The 20,483-nt window shown below is 68.5% G+C and carries 23 protein-coding genes and 1 tRNA gene; 16 read left to right on the forward strand and 8 right to left on the reverse strand.

Translation table 11 applies throughout. The features are described from left to right. A complete protein-coding gene (locus Q7I88_RS01285; protein WP_305098639.1) occupies positions 1–216 on the forward strand; it encodes a DUF1272 domain-containing protein in 216 nt (71 codons plus the stop codon). Then, a complete protein-coding gene (gene thiD, locus Q7I88_RS01290; protein WP_305097235.1) occupies positions 213–977 on the forward strand; it encodes a bifunctional hydroxymethylpyrimidine kinase/phosphomethylpyrimidine kinase in 765 nt (254 codons plus the stop codon). The genes Q7I88_RS01285 and thiD overlap by 4 nt, the downstream gene beginning before the upstream one ends. On the opposite strand, the gene Q7I88_RS01295 is transcribed toward thiD, so the two are convergent. Further along, positions 974–1,879, reverse strand: a complete 906-nt coding sequence (locus tag Q7I88_RS01295; protein WP_305097236.1) for an LOG family protein — start codon at positions 1,877–1,879, stop codon at positions 974–976. The two genes, thiD and Q7I88_RS01295, sit on opposite strands and share 4 nt — an antisense overlap. A gap of 81 nt (positions 1,880–1,960) precedes the next feature. Then, the gene (locus tag Q7I88_RS01300; RefSeq protein ID WP_305097237.1) at positions 1,961–3,505 is read right to left on the reverse strand and encodes a BCCT family transporter; all 1,545 of its coding nucleotides are present in this window, start codon (positions 3,503–3,505) and stop codon (positions 1,961–1,963) included. 332 nt (positions 3,506–3,837) lie between these two features. Here Q7I88_RS01300 and Q7I88_RS01305 point away from each other — a divergent pair, with 332 nt between their 5' ends. The 3 genes from Q7I88_RS01305 (at position 3,838) to Q7I88_RS01315 (ending at position 5,765) form a co-directional block, all read left to right on the forward strand. Continuing rightward, entirely contained in the window at positions 3,838–5,043 is a 1,206-nt protein-coding gene (locus tag Q7I88_RS01305) for a serine hydrolase domain-containing protein (protein ID WP_305097238.1), read from the forward strand. Next, positions 5,040–5,207, forward strand: a complete 168-nt coding sequence (locus Q7I88_RS01310; protein ID WP_305097239.1) for a hypothetical protein — start codon at positions 5,040–5,042, stop codon at positions 5,205–5,207. Before Q7I88_RS01305 ends, Q7I88_RS01310 begins: the two co-directional genes overlap by 4 nt. Positions 5,208–5,411: 204 nt before the next feature. Then, positions 5,412–5,765 carry a VOC family protein gene (locus Q7I88_RS01315; protein WP_305097240.1) on the forward strand — a complete coding sequence of 118 codons (354 nt, stop codon included), beginning with the start codon at positions 5,412–5,414 and terminating at the stop codon, positions 5,763–5,765. Positions 5,766–5,890: 125 nt separating this feature from the next. On the opposite strand, the gene Q7I88_RS01320 is transcribed toward Q7I88_RS01315, so the two are convergent. Next, positions 5,891–5,964, reverse strand: a tRNA-Gln gene (locus tag Q7I88_RS01320). A 143-nt stretch (positions 5,965–6,107) separates the two neighbouring features. Here Q7I88_RS01320 and Q7I88_RS01325 point away from each other — a divergent pair. After that, complete coding sequence (locus Q7I88_RS01325) at positions 6,108–7,223, forward strand: Ppx/GppA phosphatase family protein (protein WP_305097241.1); 1,116 nt, start codon at positions 6,108–6,110, stop codon at positions 7,221–7,223. Continuing rightward, a complete protein-coding gene (locus tag Q7I88_RS01330; RefSeq protein ID WP_305097242.1) occupies positions 7,220–7,885 on the forward strand; it encodes an RlmE family RNA methyltransferase in 666 nt (221 codons plus the stop codon). The genes Q7I88_RS01325 and Q7I88_RS01330 overlap by 4 nt, the downstream gene beginning before the upstream one ends. Before the next feature lie 16 nt (positions 7,886–7,901). On the opposite strand, the gene Q7I88_RS01335 is transcribed toward Q7I88_RS01330, so the two are convergent. Next, positions 7,902–8,585, reverse strand: a complete 684-nt coding sequence (locus Q7I88_RS01335; RefSeq protein ID WP_305097243.1) for a c-type cytochrome — start codon at positions 8,583–8,585, stop codon at positions 7,902–7,904. Between the two features lie 128 nt (positions 8,586–8,713). Between Q7I88_RS01335 and Q7I88_RS01340 the strand changes: the two genes are divergently transcribed. After that, positions 8,714–9,607 carry a prephenate dehydratase gene (locus Q7I88_RS01340; RefSeq protein ID WP_305097244.1) on the forward strand — a complete coding sequence of 298 codons (894 nt, stop codon included), beginning with the start codon at positions 8,714–8,716 and terminating at the stop codon, positions 9,605–9,607. Between the two features lie 3 nt (positions 9,608–9,610). Here the strand turns inward: Q7I88_RS01340 and Q7I88_RS01345 are convergent, their stop codons facing one another. Continuing rightward, positions 9,611–10,537, reverse strand: coding sequence for an isoaspartyl peptidase/L-asparaginase family protein (locus Q7I88_RS01345; RefSeq protein WP_305097245.1), 927 nt, complete (start codon positions 10,535–10,537; stop codon positions 9,611–9,613). Between Q7I88_RS01345 and Q7I88_RS01350 the strand changes: the two genes are divergently transcribed. The 6 genes from Q7I88_RS01350 to Q7I88_RS01375 all read left to right on the forward strand — a co-directional run bounded on the left by Q7I88_RS01350 (position 10,536) and on the right by Q7I88_RS01375 (position 16,988). Continuing rightward, complete coding sequence (locus Q7I88_RS01350; protein ID WP_305097246.1) at positions 10,536–11,279, forward strand: hypothetical protein; 744 nt, start codon at positions 10,536–10,538, stop codon at positions 11,277–11,279. The two genes, Q7I88_RS01345 and Q7I88_RS01350, sit on opposite strands and share 2 nt — an antisense overlap. Further along, positions 11,276–12,634, forward strand: coding sequence for a DUF4350 domain-containing protein (locus Q7I88_RS01355; RefSeq protein ID WP_305097247.1), 1,359 nt, complete (start codon positions 11,276–11,278; stop codon positions 12,632–12,634). Before Q7I88_RS01350 ends, Q7I88_RS01355 begins: the two co-directional genes overlap by 4 nt. Next, positions 12,631–13,593: an AAA family ATPase gene (locus Q7I88_RS01360; RefSeq protein ID WP_305097248.1), complete on the forward strand. Its 963-nt coding sequence runs from the start codon at positions 12,631–12,633 to the stop codon at positions 13,591–13,593. The genes Q7I88_RS01355 and Q7I88_RS01360 overlap by 4 nt, the downstream gene beginning before the upstream one ends. A gap of 151 nt (positions 13,594–13,744) precedes the next feature. Next, positions 13,745–15,064, forward strand: coding sequence for a DUF58 domain-containing protein (locus Q7I88_RS01365; RefSeq protein ID WP_305097249.1), 1,320 nt, complete (start codon positions 13,745–13,747; stop codon positions 15,062–15,064). Beyond that, positions 15,064–16,116 (forward strand): stage II sporulation protein M, encoded by a 1,053-nt coding sequence (locus tag Q7I88_RS01370; protein ID WP_305097250.1) that lies wholly within the window; start codon positions 15,064–15,066, stop codon positions 16,114–16,116. The genes Q7I88_RS01365 and Q7I88_RS01370 overlap by 1 nt, the downstream gene beginning before the upstream one ends. A 26-nt stretch (positions 16,117–16,142) precedes the next feature. Then, positions 16,143–16,988 carry an RDD family protein gene (locus tag Q7I88_RS01375; protein WP_305097251.1) on the forward strand — a complete coding sequence of 282 codons (846 nt, stop codon included), beginning with the start codon at positions 16,143–16,145 and terminating at the stop codon, positions 16,986–16,988. Here the strand turns inward: Q7I88_RS01375 and Q7I88_RS01380 are convergent. Then, positions 16,985–17,575 (reverse strand): phosphatase PAP2 family protein, encoded by a 591-nt coding sequence (locus Q7I88_RS01380; RefSeq protein ID WP_305097252.1) that lies wholly within the window; start codon positions 17,573–17,575, stop codon positions 16,985–16,987. The two genes, Q7I88_RS01375 and Q7I88_RS01380, sit on opposite strands and share 4 nt — an antisense overlap. Between Q7I88_RS01380 and Q7I88_RS01385 the strand changes: the two genes are divergently transcribed. Both Q7I88_RS01385 and Q7I88_RS01390 read left to right on the forward strand, forming a co-directional pair. Beyond that, positions 17,574–18,041 (forward strand): GNAT family N-acetyltransferase, encoded by a 468-nt coding sequence (locus Q7I88_RS01385; protein ID WP_305097253.1) that lies wholly within the window; start codon positions 17,574–17,576, stop codon positions 18,039–18,041. The genes Q7I88_RS01380 and Q7I88_RS01385 overlap by 2 nt on opposite strands. Then, the gene (locus Q7I88_RS01390) at positions 18,038–18,550 is read left to right on the forward strand and encodes a GNAT family N-acetyltransferase (protein ID WP_305097254.1); all 513 of its coding nucleotides are present in this window, start codon (positions 18,038–18,040) and stop codon (positions 18,548–18,550) included. Before Q7I88_RS01385 ends, Q7I88_RS01390 begins: the two co-directional genes overlap by 4 nt. Here Q7I88_RS01390 and Q7I88_RS01395 read toward each other — a convergent pair. Both Q7I88_RS01395 and Q7I88_RS01400 read right to left on the reverse strand, forming a co-directional pair. Continuing rightward, complete coding sequence (locus tag Q7I88_RS01395; protein WP_305097255.1) at positions 18,547–19,566, reverse strand: zinc transporter ZntB; 1,020 nt, start codon at positions 19,564–19,566, stop codon at positions 18,547–18,549. The genes Q7I88_RS01390 and Q7I88_RS01395 overlap by 4 nt on opposite strands. A 52-nt stretch (positions 19,567–19,618) precedes the next feature. Further along, positions 19,619–20,371, reverse strand: a complete 753-nt coding sequence (locus tag Q7I88_RS01400; RefSeq protein ID WP_305097256.1) for a DUF8692 domain-containing protein — start codon at positions 20,369–20,371, stop codon at positions 19,619–19,621. Positions 20,372–20,483: the final 112 nt, after the last annotated feature.

Genomic DNA, 20,483 nt, shown 5'->3' on the forward strand with positions numbered 1-20,483 from the left:
ATGCGCCCCGATTGCGAACGTTGCGGCGCCGCTCTGCCGGCCGAAAGCGCCGGCGCCTTCATCTGCAGTCTCGAGTGCACCTTCTGCGCAACGTGCGCCGAGGCGATGGACGACATCTGCCCCAACTGCGGAGGCGAACTGGTCGACCGGCCGACTCGCGCGGTGCGGCACCACGCAAGCAACCCGCCCGGAACGGTGCGCCGGTTCAAGGGATGAGCAGGCCGCCGCGCGTCCTCGTCATCGCCGGCTCGGACAGCTCGGGCGGCGCCGGAATTCAGGCCGACATCAAGACGATAACCATGCTCGGCGGCTACGCGATGACCGCGATCACCGCCGTCACCGCGCAGAACACCCGCGGGCTGCAGGCGGTCGAAACGTTGTCGCCGCAGCTCGTTGCCGCGCAGATCGACGCCTGCCTCGGCGACATCGGCGCCGATGCGGTCAAGATCGGCATGCTCGGTTCGGCCGACATTGCCGAAGTCGTCGCCGACCGGCTCGAGGATCTCGGCAAGCCGATCGTGTTCGATCCCGTCATGGTCGCGACCAGCGGCCACGCGCTGGCCGACGCGGCCACCATCGCGGTGTTCGGCTGGCTGATGGAGATCGCCACGCTGACCACGCCCAACGTGCCCGAACTGGCGGCGCTGGGGGGCCGTGCGGCGCTCGAAGACGCGGACATCGCGTTTCTAGCCAAAGGCGGCGATGCCGACGGTCCCGAGGTCACCGATTTGCTGGTCCGGCCCGGGCGGCCCGACCGCATGTGGACCGCCCCGCGGATCGACACACCTCACACCCATGGCACCGGCTGCACGCTGTCGAGCGCCATCGCTACGCTGCTCGCCCAGGGCAGCACGCTGGAAGAGGCGATCGAGGGTGCCCGGGCCTTCGTCCGCGCCGCGCTCGATGCCGCGCCCGGGTTCGGCGGCGGAAGCGGCCCGATGGGCCACCAGGCGGTGCGGCCCGGTTGGGCGACCTAGAACTCGGGCCGGTCCGGGGCGTTGATGCCATAGAAGGCGGAAATGTGGCCCCAGGCCTCCTCGGCCGTCTCGCACCAGCGGAACAGGTCGAGGTCCTTGCGTGACACCGTGCCTTCCTCGCACAAGGCGTCGAAGTTTATCACCCGGCTCCAGAAATCCTTCCCGAACAGCAGGACCGGGATGGGCTTCATCTTGCCGGTCTGGATCAGTGTCAGCAGCTCGAGGAACTCGTCCAGCGTTCCGAAGCCGCCGGGAAACACGGCCACCGCGCGGGCGCGGATGAGGAAGTGCATCTTGCGCAGCGCGAAGTAATGGAACTGGAAGCTGAGGTAGGGCGTGACATAGGGATTGGGCGCCTGCTCGTGCGGGAGGACGATGTTGAGCCCGATGCTTTCCGCCCCGGCGTCGCTCGCCCCCTTGTTGGCCGCTTCCATGATCGAGGGGCCGCCGCCCGAACAGACGACGAACTGGCGCTGCCCGTCCTCGATGATCGACTTCTCGCTGACCAGCCGCGCGAGGTCGTAGGCTTCGCGGTAGTACTTTGCCTTGGCGGCCAGACTCTCGACGATCTTGCGCTCATCTTCGGGCAGATCCTTCGCTCCGGCGAGCGCCGTCTCGACTGCCTCGGGCGGGGGAATGCGAGCCGAGCCATACATCACCAGGGTAGAGCCGACGCCGGCTTCCTCCAGCAGCATCTCGGGTTTGAGCAACTCGAGCTGAAAGCGCACCGGGCGCAATTCCTCGCGAAGCAGGAAATCGGTGTCGCGGAAAGCGAGGCGATAGGCCGGATGGCTCGTTTGCGGGGTGTGAACCGGGCTGGCATCGGCAAACCCGGCTTCCTGCTCCGCACGGTAGAACTTGCGGGCCTTGAGAGCGCGTTCGCGCTTTTCATCTTCTGTCATGGGCCGTCGGTTAGGCGCAGTGCAAAAGCGCCGCAACCGTCAGTTGCCGCGCTACCCTTAAACCGGCGCCCACCCGCCGGATCAGCGCGCTTTCGCGCACTCTTCCCGCAACATTCGCACAAGCCCCCAGGCCATCGCCAGCAGCACCAGCGCAAAGGGCAGGCCGGTGACGATCGCCGCGGTCTGCAGCGCGGTCAGCCCGCCGGCCCAGAGCAGGGCTCCGGCAAGCAGCCCCATGGCGACCGCCCAGGTCACCCGCGGCAGGAAACCGGCGTGGTGGTGTCCCCCAGAAGCGATCATCGCGGTGACCAGCGCGCCAGAGTCCGCCGAGGTAACGAAGAACGTCGTGACGATGACGATCGACAGCGCCGAAAGCCCGCTCGCCCACGGATAGTGCGCGAAGAAGGCGAAAAGCGCGTCGGGCATCGAACGGCCGACCGCCTCCGATAACCCGCCTTGCCCGAACAGTTCGATGTACAATGCGCTGTCGCCGAAGATCGTCATCCAGGCGAAGGTGAACAGCACCGGCACCAGCAGAACCCCGCCGAGGAATTCGCGCACCGTGCGCCCATACGAGATGCGGGCGATGAAGATGCCGACGAAAGGCGACCAGCTTATCCACCAGGCCCAGTAGAACAGCGTCCAGCTGCTCTGCCATTCGCCGACGTTGTAGGTCTCGGTCCAGGTCGAAAGGTAGATGAAGCGTTGCAGGTAATAGCCGATGTTCTGCACGAAGGCGTCGAACAGGAACACGGTGGGGCCAAGCACCAGGATGGCGAGCGTCAGCAGCACCGCCAGACCCATGTTGAATTCCGACAATCGCTTGATGCCGACATCGAGCCCGAGCGCGACCGAGATTGTCGCCAGCGACGTGATCACGGCGATGATGATGGCGTGGCTGACACCGTTCTGGGGCACCCCCGTCAGCAAGCTCAATCCGGCGTTGACCTGATTTGCGCCGAAGCCGAGCGAGGCGGCGACGCCGCAGACGGTGGCGACGATCGCCAGCACGTCGATGGCGTCGACCAGCCAGGTGGGAATTTTCGGGTAGGCGGTGCGCAGGAAGGCGCCGATGCTCAGGGTCAGCCCGCGGTTGAACGCCACGTAGGCAAGCGCGAGGCCGATCATCGCGTAGATTCCCCAAGCATGCAGCCCCCAATGCAGGAACACCAGGCCCATGGCGTGCTGGGCGTTGCCGGCAAGGCCGCGGGGCAGTGCCGCGTCGGGAGTGGAAAAGGCGCTTACCGGCGGGTTGGAGAAATGCATCACCGGCTCGGCGACGCCGTAGAACATCAGGCCGATGCCCATGCCGGCACTGAACAGCATCGCGAACCATGTGGCGCGCGAATATTCGGGGCGCGCCGCCTCGCCGCCGAGCCGGATGTGCCCGGTTCGCCCGAAGGCCAGCATCACGCAGCCGAGCAACAGGACGTTGACGGTCAGCACCAGCACCCAGCCGAAGGTGTGCGTCGCGACCGCTTGCACTGCGCCGAAGCGCGCGGCGGCGAGTTCGGGATCGGCGACGGCGGCAACGATCAGGACGGCGATGAGCGCAATCGCGCCAAAGAACACCGTCGGCTTGAACTGCGATCGGTCGGCTCCGGCCGAAGCTGGACTTGCGCTCATCCGCCAAGCCCTGAAATGAACGGTGCAGATAATCGAGTTAGGCGGATGCTATTTCACCTCGGTGCAAAGTAGTTATCCCACGAGTTTGCCGCACTTGCGGTCGAAATCGGTCCGGCGCGCCGGCGAATGGCGTCCGCGGTACCGCCGCGCGGCCGCTATTGCAACGATTGCACCCCATCGGCGCGCATCGGGCCTCCCGTTATTTTCCGACAACTGTCCGAAGCGGGAATTGTTTTTCCACGCTGCGAGCGGCCAGCGCAAACGCCTCATTTTGATGACGACAGGCATTCTGGTAATCGTAGACGAGAGGGGGATTTCTCGTGCGGTATGCGATGGCGTTGCTTGCGCTCCTGTGGACGTCCGGCCTGCTGGCCCGCGATGCAGACACGCCGATCGATGCGTTTGTCGATCGGGAGCTGCCCGCATCCGGAGCTCCGGGGGTCGCGTATGCCGTTGTCGACAACGGCAAGATCCGCACCGGCGCGCGAGGCACGGTGCTGGCGGGAGGCGATCGGATAGTCACGCCCGACACCCCCTTCCACATCGGTTCGATCTCCAAGAGCTTTACCGCGCTTGCAATCATGCAGTTGGTCGAAGCCGGACAGGTAGACCTGGATACCGGGGTGGCAGACTATCTCGACGTCTTTCGGGGGCGTCCGCAGGGCCAGATAACCGTTCGCCAGTTGCTCAGCCACACGAGCGGATATTCGACGGTGCAAGGCAATAGCCGGCATGGGGACAGCACGCTTGCGAAGCACGTCGCTCGCCTGGCCCGCTGGAAACCGGCCTATTCGGCGGGCGAGCGATGGGAGTATTCCAACGCGAATTACCAGATCCTGGGCGCTTTGATCGAGGCAGTGAGCGGCCAGGATTACGCCACGTACGTCCAAGTCAACATCTTGATCCCGCTCGGGATGAGCGACAGCTTCGTTGCTGACGGCGGCACGCCGCGAGGCGTCGCCGTCGGACACCGTCCGTGGTTTGGCGGAAAGCGCGCCTATCAACGAGGCGGGACGGAACCCGCGAACGCGCCCGCGGGAGGCGTGTTTTCTAGCGCTCGCGACCTTGCCCTCTACCTCGCCATGATGATCAACGGTCAAGACGACCTTATCAGCGTAGCCGGCAAGGCGATGATGTTGAAGCCGGCAAGCGAGGCGTCGCCGTTCTACGGTCTGGGATGGTTCGTCGACTCTGCGACCGGAACTGCATATCACGACGGCCTCGTCCCGGGGACGGAGACACTCGCCACACTGCTGCCCGATAAAGCACAAGCAGCAGTCGTGCTGGTCAACGCTAACGGCGGGATTGGCTTCGGCGAAAACCTGCAACTGCGCAAAGGTATCACCGCAAAGGCGTTGGGCGTGCCATACCACGGTGAAGGCTCGCGTATCTGGTCAAAGGCGACGTACCTGATGGTACTCCTGTTGCCGGTCTTCTTCCTGGCGAGCATCGGCTGGGCCTGGTTCGCCCGCGACAAGATCAGGGCCAAGTCCGGCGCTGCCGGTCTGTTTAGTCTATGGCTTCGCTCTTTGCCATGATCGTGCTCGCCGCTTTCCTGCTGATTGTCATCCCGCGGATGTTCGGCGGCTCGATCGGCACTCTTCTGCTATTCCAGCCCGACTTCGCATGGGCGATGGTCGCTGCCGCCGCCTTGGGCCTCCTATGGGCGGTGTTCAGACTTTCGGTGGCCCACGGCGGCTAAACGCCCTTACCGTGTACGTCAGGAATGTCTGCGGCTGGCCTGCTTTCGGCCTCGGTTTGCGCTTTCAGGACCGTGCGAAGCGGACCATTCGACAACGGCCTCGATTCGGCCATTTGCATGTATGTAGGATTTCCGTGCATGAAGGATCGGGGACTGGACGGGGCGCATGGCTCCTGGCGCCCCCGGGCAGCACAGGAGACAGGCATGCCAGCACCGATCGTGTTCTTCGACATCGCCGGGCCCGATGGCGCGGCGGTGCAGGCATTCTATGCCGAGGTGTTCGGCTGGAAGGTTGCCGCGGACGGCGCGGTGTCGGTCGCGACCGCCGGGCAACTCGAGGGCAATCTGCGCACCGAGGGCACGAACGAAAGCATGCTCTATTTCGGCGTGCCCGACGTGACCGTCGCGCTTGCCCGGGTGACCGCCAACGGCGGCACGGTCGAGGCTCCGCGCTTCGAAGTTCCCGGGGTGGTCATCCTCGGCCTGTTCCGCGATCCGGCTGGCAACCGCATGGGCCTTGTCGAGATCGGCGAGGACGGCCGGGCGATCATTCCATAGGAGAAGATATTTCCTCGCCCGAGGGCCGCTTCGCCGCGTTCATTTGCTGAACATCATTTGGCAGCACGGTGGGCGCGCAGCCGCTCTCTAAGAGCTCGCCAAGGAACGATTTTTCAGCGCAAACCTGGATGCCCCGCGTGGATTCGAACCACGATTGACGGAGTCAGAGTCCGTAGTCTTGCCGTTAGACGACGGGGCAACGAGGGGGCGCACTTAGGCAGGGGCCGGGGCCACGTCAAGTCGCGCCGAGCGGCAAACTTGCCCCGCCTGCCGCGCTCGGCTAGCCTGCTGGCAGGTTCGGTTCCCGCACGGGGCCGCGAATGACAGAGAAGTTGGATTTCCATGGCGGATCACTCACCGCCCGAGCAGCTCCGTTCGGCTGCATCGAAGGCAAACGGCACGACGCAGCCGCCGGAAGGGTGGCGGCGCCCGCCGCACAATCATTATCGCCAGGCCTATGCCGCGATCGACCTCGGCACCAACAATTGCCGCTTGCTGATCGCCCGCCCGACCTCGGAAAACTTCATCGTCATCGACGCCTTCAGCCGCGTCGTGCGGCTCGGCGAAGGGCTGGCGCAGTCCGGCCGCCTGTCGGATGCGGCCATGGACCGCGCCGTCGGGGCTCTCAAGATTTGCGCCGAAAAGCTGCGCCGCCGCAATGTTCATCTCGCCCGCTCGGTCGCCACCGAGGCGTGCCGCCGCGCCTCGAACGGCGCCAGCTTCATCGAGCGCGTACAGCGCGAGACGGGTATCCTCCTCGACGTGATCAGCGCGCAGGAAGAGGCGCGGCTCGCGGTGCTCGGCTGCCACATCCTGCTCGAGGACGGGATCGGCCCGGCGATGATCTTCGACATCGGCGGCGGCTCGACCGAACTTGTCCTGATCGAACCCGGCGGCCCGGTGCCGCGGATCATCGACTGGCAGAGCGTTCCTTGGGGCGTCGTCTCGCTGACCGAGACGGTCGGGCCTGAAAAAGAGGACGCCGACGACGAGGAGCGCGCCGCGCGCTACGCCGAAATGCGCCGCATCGTATCCGAAAGCTTCGCCGCGTTCGCCGCGCGGATCGAAGGGCATCGCGCGCCCGACCTGCGGCTGCTCGGCACCAGCGGCACGGTCACGACCCTGGCCAGCGTCCATCTCGAACTGCCGCAATACGACCGCAACGCGATCGACGGGCTGGTGGTGCCGTCGGACTCGATGCGCGATATCGCCACGCGGCTTTCGTCGATGGCCCCGCCGCAGCGGCGCGGTCTGCCGTGCATCGGCAACGAGCGTGCCGATCTGGTGGTGGCGGGCTGCGCCATACTCGAGACGATCCTCGACATCTGGCCGGCGCCGCGCCTCGGGGTGGCCGACCGCGGCATTCGCGAAGGCATCCTGCGCTCGCTCATGGCCGCCGACGCCGAGGGCAGCCAGGCCCGCGCCGAACTCAAGCGCGCAAGGCAGGGGGAAGCATGAGCCGCTCGGGCAAAGACTCCGATCGCCGGGTCAAGACCGGCCGGGGGCGCACCGCATCCTCGGTCCGCTGGCTCGAGAGGCAACTCAACGATCCCTACGTCAAGCAGGCCAAAGCCGAGGGCTATCGCAGCCGTGCGGCCTACAAGCTGATCGAGCTCGACGACCGTTTCGGGCTGGTCAAGGGAGCGAAGCGGGTGGTCGATCTCGGCATTGCCCCCGGCGGCTGGAGCCAGGTGGTCCGCAAACGCGCGCCGCAGGCGAAGGTGGCGGGCATCGACCTGCTCGAAACCGAGCCTATCGAAGGGGTGACCATCCTGCTGATGGACTTCCTTTCCGACGAAGCGCCCGCAGCGCTGTCCGAAGCGCTCGGCGGCGCGCCCGACCTCGTGCTGTCGGACATGGCCGCCAACACCGTCGGTCACAAGCAGACCGATCATTTGCGCACCATGGGGCTGGTCGAGACCGCGGCCGACTTCGCGATCGCGACGCTGGAGGAAGGCGGCGCATTCGTCGCCAAGGTCCTGGCCGGCGGGACCGACGCCGACCTCCTGGCGCAGCTCAAGCAGCACTTTCGCAGCGTCAAGCACGCGAAACCCCCGGCGAGCCGCAAGGGCTCGTCGGAGTGGTACGTGGTAGCGCAGGGGTTCAAGGGGCGCGGTTAGCGCCCCTGCGCCGAGTTTACGGGTTCGTGGTCGCCCCGACCTGCTCTGGCACCGGCTTTTGCATGCCCGTCGCGTCGGCCGCCTCGACCGGCTCGACCGCGCTGCCTTCGACATCCGCGGTGATCGCTTCTTCGCCGGCGGCAGCGGCATCGCCTTCCGCCGGAGCTGCGGCCGGAGCGGGATAGTCGGGACCGCCGCCGTTGGCCTTGAGGTAAGCGATGACGTTGGCGCGGTCTTCCGGCTTGCCGAGGCCGGCGAAGCTCATCTTGGTTCCGGGCGCGAAGGCTTTCGGGCTGGTGAGCCAGGCATCGAGGTTTTCGTAAGTCCAGTTGCCGCCATGGCCGGACAGCGCGCTGGAGAAGGCGTAACCGGCCTTGCCCTGACCGATCGGCTCGCCGACCGTGCCGTAGAGGTTCGGCCCGATGCCGTTGGCGCCGCCCTGCTCGATCGTGTGGCACGAGGTGCACTTGGCGAAGATCTTTTCGCCCGCCGCCGGGTCGGCCGCGGCCAGCAGGGTGCCGAGATCCGGCCCCTGGTCCGCCCCGCCGCCTTCGTCCGCCGCCTCGACAGGATAGCCGGCTACTTCCGGCCCTTCATGCGAATCGGCCCGGAACACGTGCGAGCTGACGCTGCTGAGGCCAAGTGCGACGATGCCGGAAGCAAGAACCCAGCCTGCGATAGTGTTGAAACGGTCTGTCATCGGTGCGGTAAGTCTGCCTAGGGAACTTCGCGCGCCGCTCTAGTGGGGCGCGCCGCGCTTCGCAAGCCCGATACTGGCGCATAAGCGGCTTGTCCCCTGCCCCCCGCGCGGTTACGCGCCCTTGCACCATGCACAGCTTCCCCCTCCCCGCCCTCGCCCTGGTCGAGCAGATGGCCGCCGCGGCCGCCGAGAACCCGGCGCAGGCCATCGCCTTTCAGGGCGCGCCGGGGGCCAATTCGCACAAGGCTGCGCTCGAATGGGCGCCCGGCTGCCTGCCGCTGCCGTGCTTCAGTTTCGAGGACGCGATCGAGGCGGTGAAATCCGAGCGGGCGGGCTGCGCAATCATCCCGATCGAGAATTCGCAACACGGGCGCGTCGCCGACATTCATTTCCTGCTGCCGGAAAGCGGCCTGGCCATTGTCGGCGAGCATTTCCTGCCCATCCGCTACGCCGTGATGGCGCTCGGCGAAGGACCGTTCGAAGCGGCCTATTCGCACCCGCAGGCGCTGGGCCAGACGCGGTTCTGGCTGCGCAAGCGCGGCATCGTGCCGATGACCTACCCCGACACCGCCGGCGCCGCCGCCTTCGTCAAGGAGCAGGGGGATACCAGGGCCTGCGCCATCGCTCCGCGCATCGCCGCCGACCTCTACGACCTCAAGGTGATCGAGGAAGACGTCGCCGATGCCGACGACAACACGACGCGCTTCGTGATACTTGCCAATGAGGCGCTCGATCCGGCCGCGCTGCGGGGCGCAGCGGCCATGACGACCTTTGTCTTCGAAGTGAAGAACATCCCCGCGGCGCTGTACAAGGCCATGGGCGGTTTCGCGACCAACGGGGTCAATATGACCAAGCTCGAGAGCTACCAGAAGGGCGCGAGCTTCGCGGCGACGATGTTCTATGCCGATATCGTCGGCGCGCCCGGCGATCCCGCGGTCGATCGCGCGCTCGACGAGCTGGCGTTCCACTGCAAGGAGCTGCGGATCCTCGGCACTTATCCGCAGGCACTGCAGCGCGGCTGACGCTCATTCACCGCCGAAAATCGCCACTTCGTCGAGCCCCGCGCTGTCGCAGCGGGCGCGGTACATTCCAGCGGTATTGAAGGCGAAGGCGGTGGTTCCGTCGGCGGCGACGACGATCAATCCGCCGTCGCCGCCGAGAGCCGCCACCTCGGCCAAGGCCGCGTCGGCTGCGGTCTGCGCGTCCTCTCCCAGCAACCGCATGCGCATCGCCACGAGGTGCGCTGCGGCGGCGCGCAGGAACACCTCGCCCGCGCCGGTCGCGGAAACCGCGCAACACCGGTCGTCGGCCCAGGTCCCGGCGCCGATCACCGGCGAATCCCCGATCCGGCCCCAGCGCTTGCCGGTCAGCCCGCCGGTCGAGGTGGCGGCCGCGAGATGGCCGTGAACGTCGCGCGCCGCCGCGCCGACGGTGCCGTATTTGACGTCGGCGTCGAACCAACCGGTCTTGCGCGCGCGGAATTCCTCCCACTGCTGGCGCCGCCGCGCCGCTTCGAACCAACCCTCGGGCGCTGGCTCGATCCCGTGCAAGCGGGCGAATTCCTCGGCGCCGGCCCCCGCGAGGAAGACGTGCGGCCCTTGTTCCATGACCTTGCGCGCCAACGAGACCGGGTTCCTTATCGTGCGTACCCCCGCGACCGCCCCGGCGGCGCGGCTGCGGCCGTCCATGACCGCCGCGTCGAGCTCGAAATGCCCTTCGTAGGCGACGGTCGAACCGCGTCCGGCGTTGAACTGCGGATCGTCTTCCAGGACCCGTACCGCTGCCTCGACCGCATCGAGCGCAGTTCCGTGTGCGGCAAGAATAGCGGCGGCCGCGCCGCGCGCGGCAGCCAGGGCGGCGCGCACCGCTGCCTCGTCCGCCGCCGATATGGTCGTGCGCGCGAGCGTGCCTGCGCCGCCGTGGATCGCCAGACTCCAGCCGGTGTGCGTCATGGCGGCACACCTGCCCACCGGCGCGCTCGCTGGCAAGCTTGCGCGCGCGCTGCGCCCATGCCACCACCCGAGGGTGACGACGGGTCGGGGGGATAATACGGCGGGCGGCGCGGGCAGCGATTTCCTCCGCGACTGGGCAGCCGTGCGCCACGACAGCTCGATCCAGTTCGCTCCGATCAAGGAGCCCGAACCGGAAGCGACACCGCAATGGCTCGAAAATCTTCTCGACTGGCTCGGCGACCTGTTCGCACCGGTGGCGCGCGCACTGGCCGGGTTTTTTCACGCCATCGGTCTGACCGGCCCGGCATGGCCTTGGATCGGCGGCGCACTTCTGGCCGCCTTGCTGGCCTTCGCGGCGTGGCGGTGGTGGCCGCGCGAGCGAGAGCGCGGCGAGGCGGAGCGCGAGGATAGCACCTGGTCGCCCGAGCGCGGCGCGGCGCTCGGGCTGCTCGAGGATGCCGATCGGCTCGCTTCGGAAGGACGCTACGGCGACGCGGCGCACCTCTTGCTGCAGCGCTCGGTCCGGCACATTTCCGAAATGCGGCCCGATGCGATGCGGCCCTCGTTCACGGCCCGCGACATCGCCGCGCTGCCGGTGCTTTCGGAAGGCGCGCGCGCCGCCTTTGCCGCGATTGCCGAGCGGGTCGAGCGCAGCCTCTTCGCGCTGCGTCCGCTCGATGCCGGCGACTGGCAGGCGGCGCGCGAGGCCTATGCCTATTTCGCGCTGGGCCGCGGCGCATGAGCCGGCCCGGCTCGCCGTTCGACCCGCGCGTCGTCCTCGCCGTCGTCGCGGTTGGCGCGGCGACCTTCCTGCTGTTCCTCTACGCGCTCGGAGCGGGCTGGACCGGCGGCGACCGCGCCACCGGTTCGGGCCACGCGGCGAGCAAGGCGCTCAATGGCTACGCCGCGCTCTACGCCTTGCTCGACCGCCGCGGCTACGACGTATCGATGTCGCGCAATCGCGGCACGCTCGACGCCGACGGGCTGCTGGTGCTGACCCCGCCCCACTTCATCGAAGCCAAAGGCCTCGCCGAGCTGCTCGCCAAGCGGCGCCTGCAGGGACCGACGCTGCTGATCATGCCCAAGTGGTTCGGATTCGATGCGCGGCGCTTCTCCGCGGCCAAGGACGCGCCGCGCGGCTGGGTCATCGTGTCCAACCCGGAAAGTCCCCCATGGGCCGGCAAGATCGGCCTGCCCGAGCTCGATCTCGAGCTGCGCAAGGAGCCGAAGTGGCGGGCGCGCGGTGCGAACGGTGCCATGCCGGCGCCGGGCGCGGTCCAGACGATCGAAGCGCCCGCAATTTCGGCGCTTGTGCGCGGCAGCGACGGCAGGGTGCTCGCGGCTTATCGCGAGGACGGTGGAGATTATCGGGCGCTGCGCGAATGGTCCGATGCGACGTCGCGCAACCCCGCCGCGCTCGAACGCGCACGGCAGCGCGACAGGCCTATCGTCACCCTCGATGCCGCTCCGACGCAGGGAAGCGATCCGGCCGAGGACTATTGGCCGCTGGTGGTCGTTGCCGACCCCGATCTGCTCAACAACAGCGGCATGGCCGATCCCGACCGCGCGCGGCTCGCGGTCGATCTCGTGGAGGCGACGATCGACGGTTACGATCTGCCGGTGGTGTTCGATCTGACCCTGGCCGGCCTCGGCAGCCAGCAGAACCTCCTTACGCTGGCCTTCGAACCGCCGTTCCTCGCCGCCACGCTGACCCTGTTGCTCGCCGCCCTGGTGATCGGCTGGCGCAGTTTCGTGCGCTTCGGGCCGCCGCGTCAGGGCGGCCGCGAGCTGGCCGGCGGCAAGGCGCAGCTCGCGCGCGACGGGGCCCTGCTGATCGAGCGCGGACGCCGCTTCGCGCTCGTGGGCGCGCCCTACGCCGCGCTGGTCGCGCGCCGGATCGGCCGCGCGCTGGGCATGCGCGATACCGCTCCGCCGGCAATCCGCCGCCTGGCCATCGTCCGTGCACTCGAACGCCGCGGCGAGGACCGCGACGGCTTTGACCGGGCGAGCGAGGTTCTCAAGGCGGCGCACCGCCCGGCCGACCTCCTGCGCGCCGCGCAGGCACTCAACACGATTGAAAGGACCCTCCGCAGATGACCACAGCACTCGACCAGACTCGCCAGCTGGCAGAGGCCATCAGGGCCGAGGTCGGCAAGGCCATCGTCGGGCAGGACGAGACTGTCGAGCACCTGCTTATCGCGCTCATCGCGCGCGGCCATGTCCTGCTCGAAGGGCCGCCGGGCACGGCCAAGACCTTCCTCGCGCAGTGCTTCGCCGCCGCGACAGGCCTGGAATTCGGCCGCATCCAATTCACCCCCGACCTGCTGCCGGGCGACATCCTCGGCTCCAACTTGTTCAACTTCCAGACCAGCCAGTTCACGCTGACCCGCGGGCCGATCTTCCGCGAGCTGCTCCTCGCCGACGAGATCAACCGCACGCCCCCCAAGACCCAGGCCGCGCTGCTCGAGGCGATGCAGGAACGCCGCGTGACGCTCGACGGCGAGAGCCACCCCTTGCCGCAAGAATTCATGGTCGTCGCGACGCAGAACCCGATCGAGCACCAGGGCGTCTATCCGCTGCCCGAGGCGCAGCTCGACCGCTTCCTCTTCAAGCTGCTGGTCGGCTATCCAAGCGCCGAGGAAGAGGCGGCTATTGTCGCCCGCTTCGGCGAGCGCAGCGGACCCCAGGCGCCGGGCGACTTCGGCATCGCCGCGGTGGCCGACAAGGCGACGCTGGCCGCGGCGCAACAGGCGGTCCTGGCGGTGACGCTGGCGCCCGAGGTGATCGACTACACCGTGGCGCTCGTGCGGGCGACGCGCGAAAGCCCCGATCTCGAAAGCGGGGCCAGTCCGCGCGCCGCGGTACTGCTCGCCGGCGGCGCCCGCGCCCGAGCGGCGCTGCAGGGCCGCGACTACGTTTTACCCGACGACGTCAAGGCCCTCGCCGCCGCCGCCTTGCGGCACCGCCTGCTGCTCTCGCCCACGGCCGAAATCGAGGGCCGCCGCATCGAGGACCTCGTTGCGTCCCTGGTCGAACAGGTCGAGGCACCGAAGTGAGCTTTCTCCCCGGGATGGGGAGGGCGACCAGCCGCAGGCTGGTGGAGGGACCCGCGCGCCAGGCGCGACAGTGCCGGCGGAGCGACGCCCGATGGGGCCCCTCGATCCTCCGTTTCGTGGGCGGTCCCTCTCGCCGTGCCTGGGAGGAACGATGATCGCCCCGACGGCCCGGACCCTGGCGCTGATCGTGTTCGCCGCGCCGGCCGCGCTCGTGGTCGCCGCCTTCGCGCCCGCGGCATGGCCGCTGGTGCCCATCGCCGGGCTCGCCCTGCTCGCGCTGGTGACGCTCGACGGATGGTTCGCCGGCCCCTTGCGCGATGTGCGGCTGATCGTGCCGCGCGACGCCGAGATCGGCCACCGGACCGAAGTGCCGCTGCTCGCCGAGATCGATCCCCGCGCTGGCGCCGCCGCCCCCCGCGCGGCACTCGGCTTCGATTACCGGCTCGGCGCGGAAGCCGCGGCCGAATGCCGTCTTGAACCCGACGAAGCGCGCGGCGTCTGGCGAGGCAGCTTCGCGCTGACCCCGAAGCGGCGGGGAACCGGCACGATCGACACGCTGTGGGTCGCCTGGCGCGGCCCGCTCGGGCTCGCCCGGCGGCAGGAGCGGCGCGAGATCGGCGAAGAGCTTCGTGTCTGGCCCGACCTTTCGCCGGTCCGCTCTCCGGTGCTCCAGCACTACTTGCGCGACGCCCAGTTCGGCACGGTCGCGCGGCGCATTCGCGGCGAAGGTACCCAGTTCGAGGCGCTCAGCGAATTCCAGCGGGGGATGGACCGGCGGCAGATCGACTGGAAGGCCAGCGCGCGCCACACCGGTCTGCTCGCCCGCGAGAACGAGGCCGAGCGCAACAACCAGATCGTCTTCGCGCTCGATTGCGGGGCAGCGATGAGCGAACCGATCGACGGTTTGCCGCGCCTCGACCGCGCCGTGTCTGCAGCGCTCACCGCGGCTTTCGTCGCATTGCACGGCGGAGACCGCGTGGCGCTGTTCGGCTTCGCCGAGCGGCCCGGCCGGCTCTCGCCCTTCGCGCAGGGCACCCGCGCTTTCCCGCAACTGCAGCAGGCCGCCGCCGGGTTCGACTATTCCGCGCGCGAGCCCAACTTCACCCTCGCGCTGACCACTCTGGCTACCGCGCTCAAGCGGCGCTCGCTGGTGGTCATCGTCTCCGACTTCACCGACCCGACCTCGGCCGAACTGATGATCGAGAGCGTCGAGCGACTGGTGCGCCGCCACCTCGTCCTGTTCGTGACGATGGAAGACGCCGAGCTGGCGGCGCTGGCCGCGGCCGCGCCGAGCAGTGTCGGCGATATCGCCGCGGCGGTTGCGGCCGATGCCCTGGCCCGCCAGCGCGCGCTGGTGCTCGAACGGCTGCGCCACCTCGGGGTCGACGTCATCGAGGCGCCTTGGGAGGCGCTGACGTACCAGTTGATCGACCGCTACCTGGCGACCAAGCGCGCCGAGGCGATCGGCTGATGGCGCTGACCCTCAATCTCCCCTTCCTGCGCCGCAAGCCGCCCGCGCCGCCGCCCGACGCGGCCGCCGCGGCGCTGCGCTCGGACCGCTTCCGGCTCGAACGCGAGACCGACTGGCGACGGCTCGAGGACGTCGTCGCCCGGCTCGAGAAAAACCGGTTGCGGCGCATCTCGGACGCGGACCTGCTCGATCTGCCGGTGCTCTACCGCCAGGCCGCCTCGAGCCTCGCGGTGGCGCGCGAGACCTCGCTCGACGCCGCGACGCTCGACTATCTTGAGGGGCTGGTGCGGCGGGCCGCGCTGCAGGTCCACGGCCCGCGCGAGGGCTTCGGGCGGTGGATGCTGCGCTTCCTCGGCGGCGGCTGGGCGCGGGCGGTACGGGCGCTGTGGCTCGACATCTGCATCGCGCTGGCGGTCTCGCTCGCCGGCACGCTCGCCGGGTGGCTGCTCGTCGCCCGCGACGACGCCTGGTACTACGCCCTCGTCCCGGCCGGCTTCGGCGAAACGCGTCAGCCCGGAGCGACGCGCGAAGTGCTCGCCGAGACGCTCGCGGGCACCGACAAGGCGCACGGCCTGACGGTGCTGGCGACTTATCTGTTTTCCAACAACACCGGTGTGGCGATCATGGCCTTCGCGCTCGGTTTCGCCTTCGGCGTGCCGACTTTGTTGCTGCTGGTCCACAACATGGCGATGCTCGGGGCGATGCTGTGGCTGTTCGGCAGCGTCGGGCTGCTGCCCGATTTCGCCGCGTGGATCTCGGTTCACGGGACGACCGAAATCAGCGCCATCGTGCTCGCGGGGGCGGCGGGGCTGCATGTCGGCCGGGCGATGGCTTTTCCCGGGCAGCGCTCGCTGCTTGCCGCGGTGCAGGATGCCGGACAGCGTTCGGCGCGGGTCATGGCCGGGGTCGTCATCATGCTGATCTGCGCCGGCCTTCTCGAAGGCTTCGTGCGCCAACTGGTCGAGCCGACCCCGGCGCGCTTTGCCGTCGGCGGGGCGATGCTGGCGCTGTGGGCCGGCTATTTCACCCTGTCGGGACGGCAGCGGGCATGAACGCCCCGGCACGCCGGATACGCGCGATGACGACGCCCGAGGGCATCGCCATGCCGGTGACGCTGGCCGGCCGCGGCACCCGGGCTGCGGCGCTGGCGCTGGACCTTGCCTTGATCGTGTTCGCCTTCGGCGTCGTGGTTCTGGGCCTGATTGCGCTCGGTATCGGGCTCGATCGAGTCGGCACGGGCCAAAGCTCGCCGGTCGCCGAATTTCTCATGGTCGTGCTGATCCTCGCCGGCTTTCTCGCGCGCTACGTCTACTTCGCCGCATTCGAGCTCGGTCCGCGCGGGGCGACGCCGGGCAAGCGCGCGCTCGGCATCCGCGTTGCCGCCCGCGACATCGGCCGCGGCAACGGCCGGCTGACCGCCGAAGCCGTGCTGGCCCGCAACCTGATGCGCGATGCCGAGCTGTTCATTCCCTTCGTGTGGATCGGCACGAGCCTGACCGGCGAGGCGGGGATTGCCGGCTACGCGGCCGGGGCCTGGCTCCTGGTCTTCGCCCTGTTCCCGTTCTTCAACCGCGACGCGCTGCGCGCCGGGGACCTCGTCGCCGGGACCTGGGTGATCGAGGCGCGGCGACCCCGGCTCCAGGCCGCGATGTCGGTCGGCGAGGACCACCGCGAGCAGTACAGGTTCGGCCAGGAGGCCCTCGCGGCCTACGGGGAACACGAACTCAAAGTGCTCGAAAGGGTCCTGCGCGAAGACCGGCCCGAGGCGCTGCGCCAGGTCACCGAGACGATCTGCGCCAAATTCGGCTGGACCGCGGGCAACGGCGACGAGCGCGAATTTCTCGCCGCGTTCTACGCCGCCCTGCGCCAGCGGCTCGAGGCCGACCTGCGCTTCGGCAAGCGCAAGAAGGACAAGTTCTCCTAGAAGGCCACAGCCACGAGCGCGCCGCCGCCATGGCTGTCGCCCCACGGGACCACGGCCACCCGCTTGTCCGCCAGCGGATGCGTGATCAGCAGCCCGCCCGCCGTGCCGATCGCGGCCCCGGCGAGGACATCGTACCAGTAGTGTTTCCTCGCCTCGACCCGCGCCAGGCCGACGAAGCTCGCCAGCGCCAGCGCCGGGATGCCTTCCTCGGGCCCGCGCCGCTCGAGAATGCTGGTCGCCGCCGCAAACGACAGCGAGGCATGGCCGGACGGGAAGCTGCGCCGGTTGCTGCCGTCGGGGCGCGTCTCGTGCACGGTGTACTTGAGCGCCTGCGCCGCCGCCTCGGCGGAGGCCATCGACCCGGCGGCCTGCAGGGCCCCGCTGCCGTCGCCTTCGGCCAGCGGTACGCCGAGCGCCCAGAGGGCGAGGATGCCCTCGCCGGCATCGCTGGCGTGGGCCCAGCCGCGTTCGTGGGCCGCCGCCGGAGCGGCCAACGCCATGGCCAGTACGGCGACGAGCAAGCGCAGGCTTGCCCACGCGGCGAATTGCGGGGATGGACCGCAGCGTGAAACCCAGCGGATCGGCATGACGACCTCCTATCGCATTGTTACCGACGACCTCACGGGAGAAGACGTCGCCGACCTGCTGCGTCTGCACCTCGAGGAAATGCAACGCTGGTCGCCGGCCTGCAAGGTCCACGCCATGCCGCTCGAACGCCTGCGCGAGACGGACGTGACGTTCTTCAGCGCATGGGACGCCAACCGGCTCGCCGCAGTCGGCGCGCTCAAGGAGCTCGGGGCGGGCCGCGGCGAACTCAAGTCGATGCGCGCCGCGCCGGCCTATCGCGGGAAGGGAGCGGGCGAAGCCATCCTCATGCACCTGGTGGCCGAGGCGCGGGCGCGCGACCTGACCTGGCTCGGGCTCGAGACCGGCCGCCCCGCGCCCTTCGTGCCGGCGCGGCGTCTGTACGAGAAGCACGGTTTCGCCGAATGTCCCGCGTTCGGCGACTATGTCAGCGACGAATTCTCGCTGTGCATGGAGCGTGTGCTGTGAGGATTCGTCTCGCCGGTCCCAAGGACGCAGAGTTGCTGGCCTCGATGGGCCGCGAGAGCTTCGTCGCCGCCTTCGCCCACCTCTATTCGCCCGAGGATCTGGGCAGCTTCCTCGAGGCGCACAAGACCCCCGAGGCTTTCGCCGCCCATCTTGCGAAACCCGGCTACCGCACGGCGATCGCCGAAGTCGACGGCGCTCCCGCCGGCTATTGCATCGTCGCCATGCCGAGCGAATTCGCGCAGCACTCCGAGGCGGCCAACCCGCTGGCGCTGAGCCAGCTCTACACCGCACCCGGACGCACCGGAGAGGGCATCGGTGCGGCGCTGATGGACTGGGCGCTGGGTCAGGCGCGGGTCCTCGGCGCAGATGCCGTGCAGCTATCGGTGTGGAGCGGCAACACGCGCGCGCAGCGGTTCTATGCCCGCTATGGCTTCGCCAAGGTGGCCGACATCGATTTCTGGGTCGGCAACCAGCGCGACGAGGAGTTCCTGTTCGAGCTGAAGCTCTAGAGCCACTTCCAGCGGCGGAACAGCCACAGCATCGCCACCAGGATCGCGAAGCACAGCACAACCACGGCCCAGAAGGCGTAGGGGTGGAGTCCCTCTCCCGCCCCCGGCATCCCGTCGACGTTGATCCCCAACAAGCCGGTGAGGAAGGTCAGCGGCAGGAAGATCGCCGCGACGATGGTCAGCAGGTAATTGGTCCGTTCGGCGGCGGCGAGCGCGCGGCCGCGCAGTTCGTCGAGCAGCACCACAGCGCTTTCCTTGCTCACGTCGATATCGTCGAGATAGCGGCGCAGGAGGGCGATGGTCTCGCCGATCTCGCGCCGGTCGTGGCCCTCGAACCAGTCGGGCGCATCGCGGCTGATCGCCTCCAGGGCCACGTGCTGGGGCCCCATGTGCCGCTGCAAGGCGAGGCAGTTGCGGCGGATGAGGGTTATCTTGCGCAGCAGCGCCTCCTGGTCTTCCTGGTCGAAATCGAGTTCCTCGACGAGCGTGAGTTCGTCGTTCATGTCGACGATCGCCGCGTTCATCCGATGAACCATGTGCTCGGTGAGCGAAGTGACCAGCGCGCCGGCGTCGCCGGGCCCGTGGCCGGCATCGATCTCGGCCAGCGTGTCGCGCGGCGTCTGCAGGGGAATGCGGCGCAGCGTGACCAGCCGTTCGCCGTCGCACCACAGCTGCATCGACACCATGTCCTCCGGCTCGGCGCCGGGATTGAAGTTGATCCCGCGCAGCGTGGCGACGAGCACGTCGCCGTCGCGAAAGGCGCGCGGCCGGGACATGTCGCCGGTCAGCAGTTCGGCGGTCGGTTCGGGGATATGCAGTTCGCTCTGCAGCCAGTCGCGCACGCCCGGCTCGTTGCGATAGAGGTGGACCCAGAGCATTTCGCCGGGCCGGGCGGGCTGCCAACCCTGCAGCTCGTGCCAGCTTATCGGTCGCCCGCCGCCCAGACCGTCGAGCACGCGGGCAAACAGGAGCGGGCCTTCGGCGGTAACGTCGTCGGTGCGCGTGAGGTCGTCCATCGAACCGGACTACCTCATGCCAACGCGATTGCCCATGCCCCGACGGGCGGCGTCAGGCCGCCGCCTTCAACTCGGCGAAGGCGCCCGCGTCGAGCGCCTTCGCACGGCGCTTCTCGATGTCGTACATCGCGGTGGTCAGGAAGAACGAAACGATGATCATCACGAACTCGCCGCCGTCCTCGATGAACGCCTCGATGTCGGTGCGCGCCACGGTGTGCGGACCCCAGTCGGTCGCCGCGTCGACGACGATGCCAAAGAACGCGGCCATGAAGATGCAGCCGACCAGCAGCAGCGAGTTGATGATCGGGCGGGGCCGCGACTGGCGCAGCGACAAGGCCAGGCCGACGAGCCAAACCAGCCCGACCGCGACGAACAGCAGCGGCTCGCCGAAATAGTGCGCGTCCATCGGCAGGTTGGCCGGCAGGACCATTTCGAGCGTCGGTGCGATCCAGAAGCCGAACGCCTCATGGATCTCGACCGCGTTGTCGATCGTCAAATAGGCGAACAGGACCGCGTTCACGAGGTAGATCGGCGAACGGTCGCGCCGCCACATCAAAAACAGCATCACCGAAGTGGCTGTCATCACGCTGTATTCGAGCGTTTCGCCGAAGCTCCAGTCCTGCGAGACGAAGAACTGCGCCGGCAGCGCCTGTCCCGTAATGTCGCCGTAGCGGCTGGCGACATCCAGGCCGATAATCACCCCCACATAGGGCAGGATGATGAGCGCGATCGTGCTCAGCGCCGGGGCGAAGAGAACTTCGCGCAGAACGGCGGGGACTTCCTTGACCATGGCTGCAATCTGCACGGCCGCCACCCTTTCGATTCGTTACCGCACACCGCGCGCGGCAACGGGATTTCCTACGCGCTCGCGAGGGGGATGTCGGTTAAGGAAAATGGTGAAGATTGGCGCCATCCCG

Source organism: Croceibacterium aestuarii (genome assembly GCF_030657335.1).
Lineage (GTDB): Bacteria > Pseudomonadota > Alphaproteobacteria > Sphingomonadales > Sphingomonadaceae > Croceibacterium_B > Croceibacterium_B aestuarii.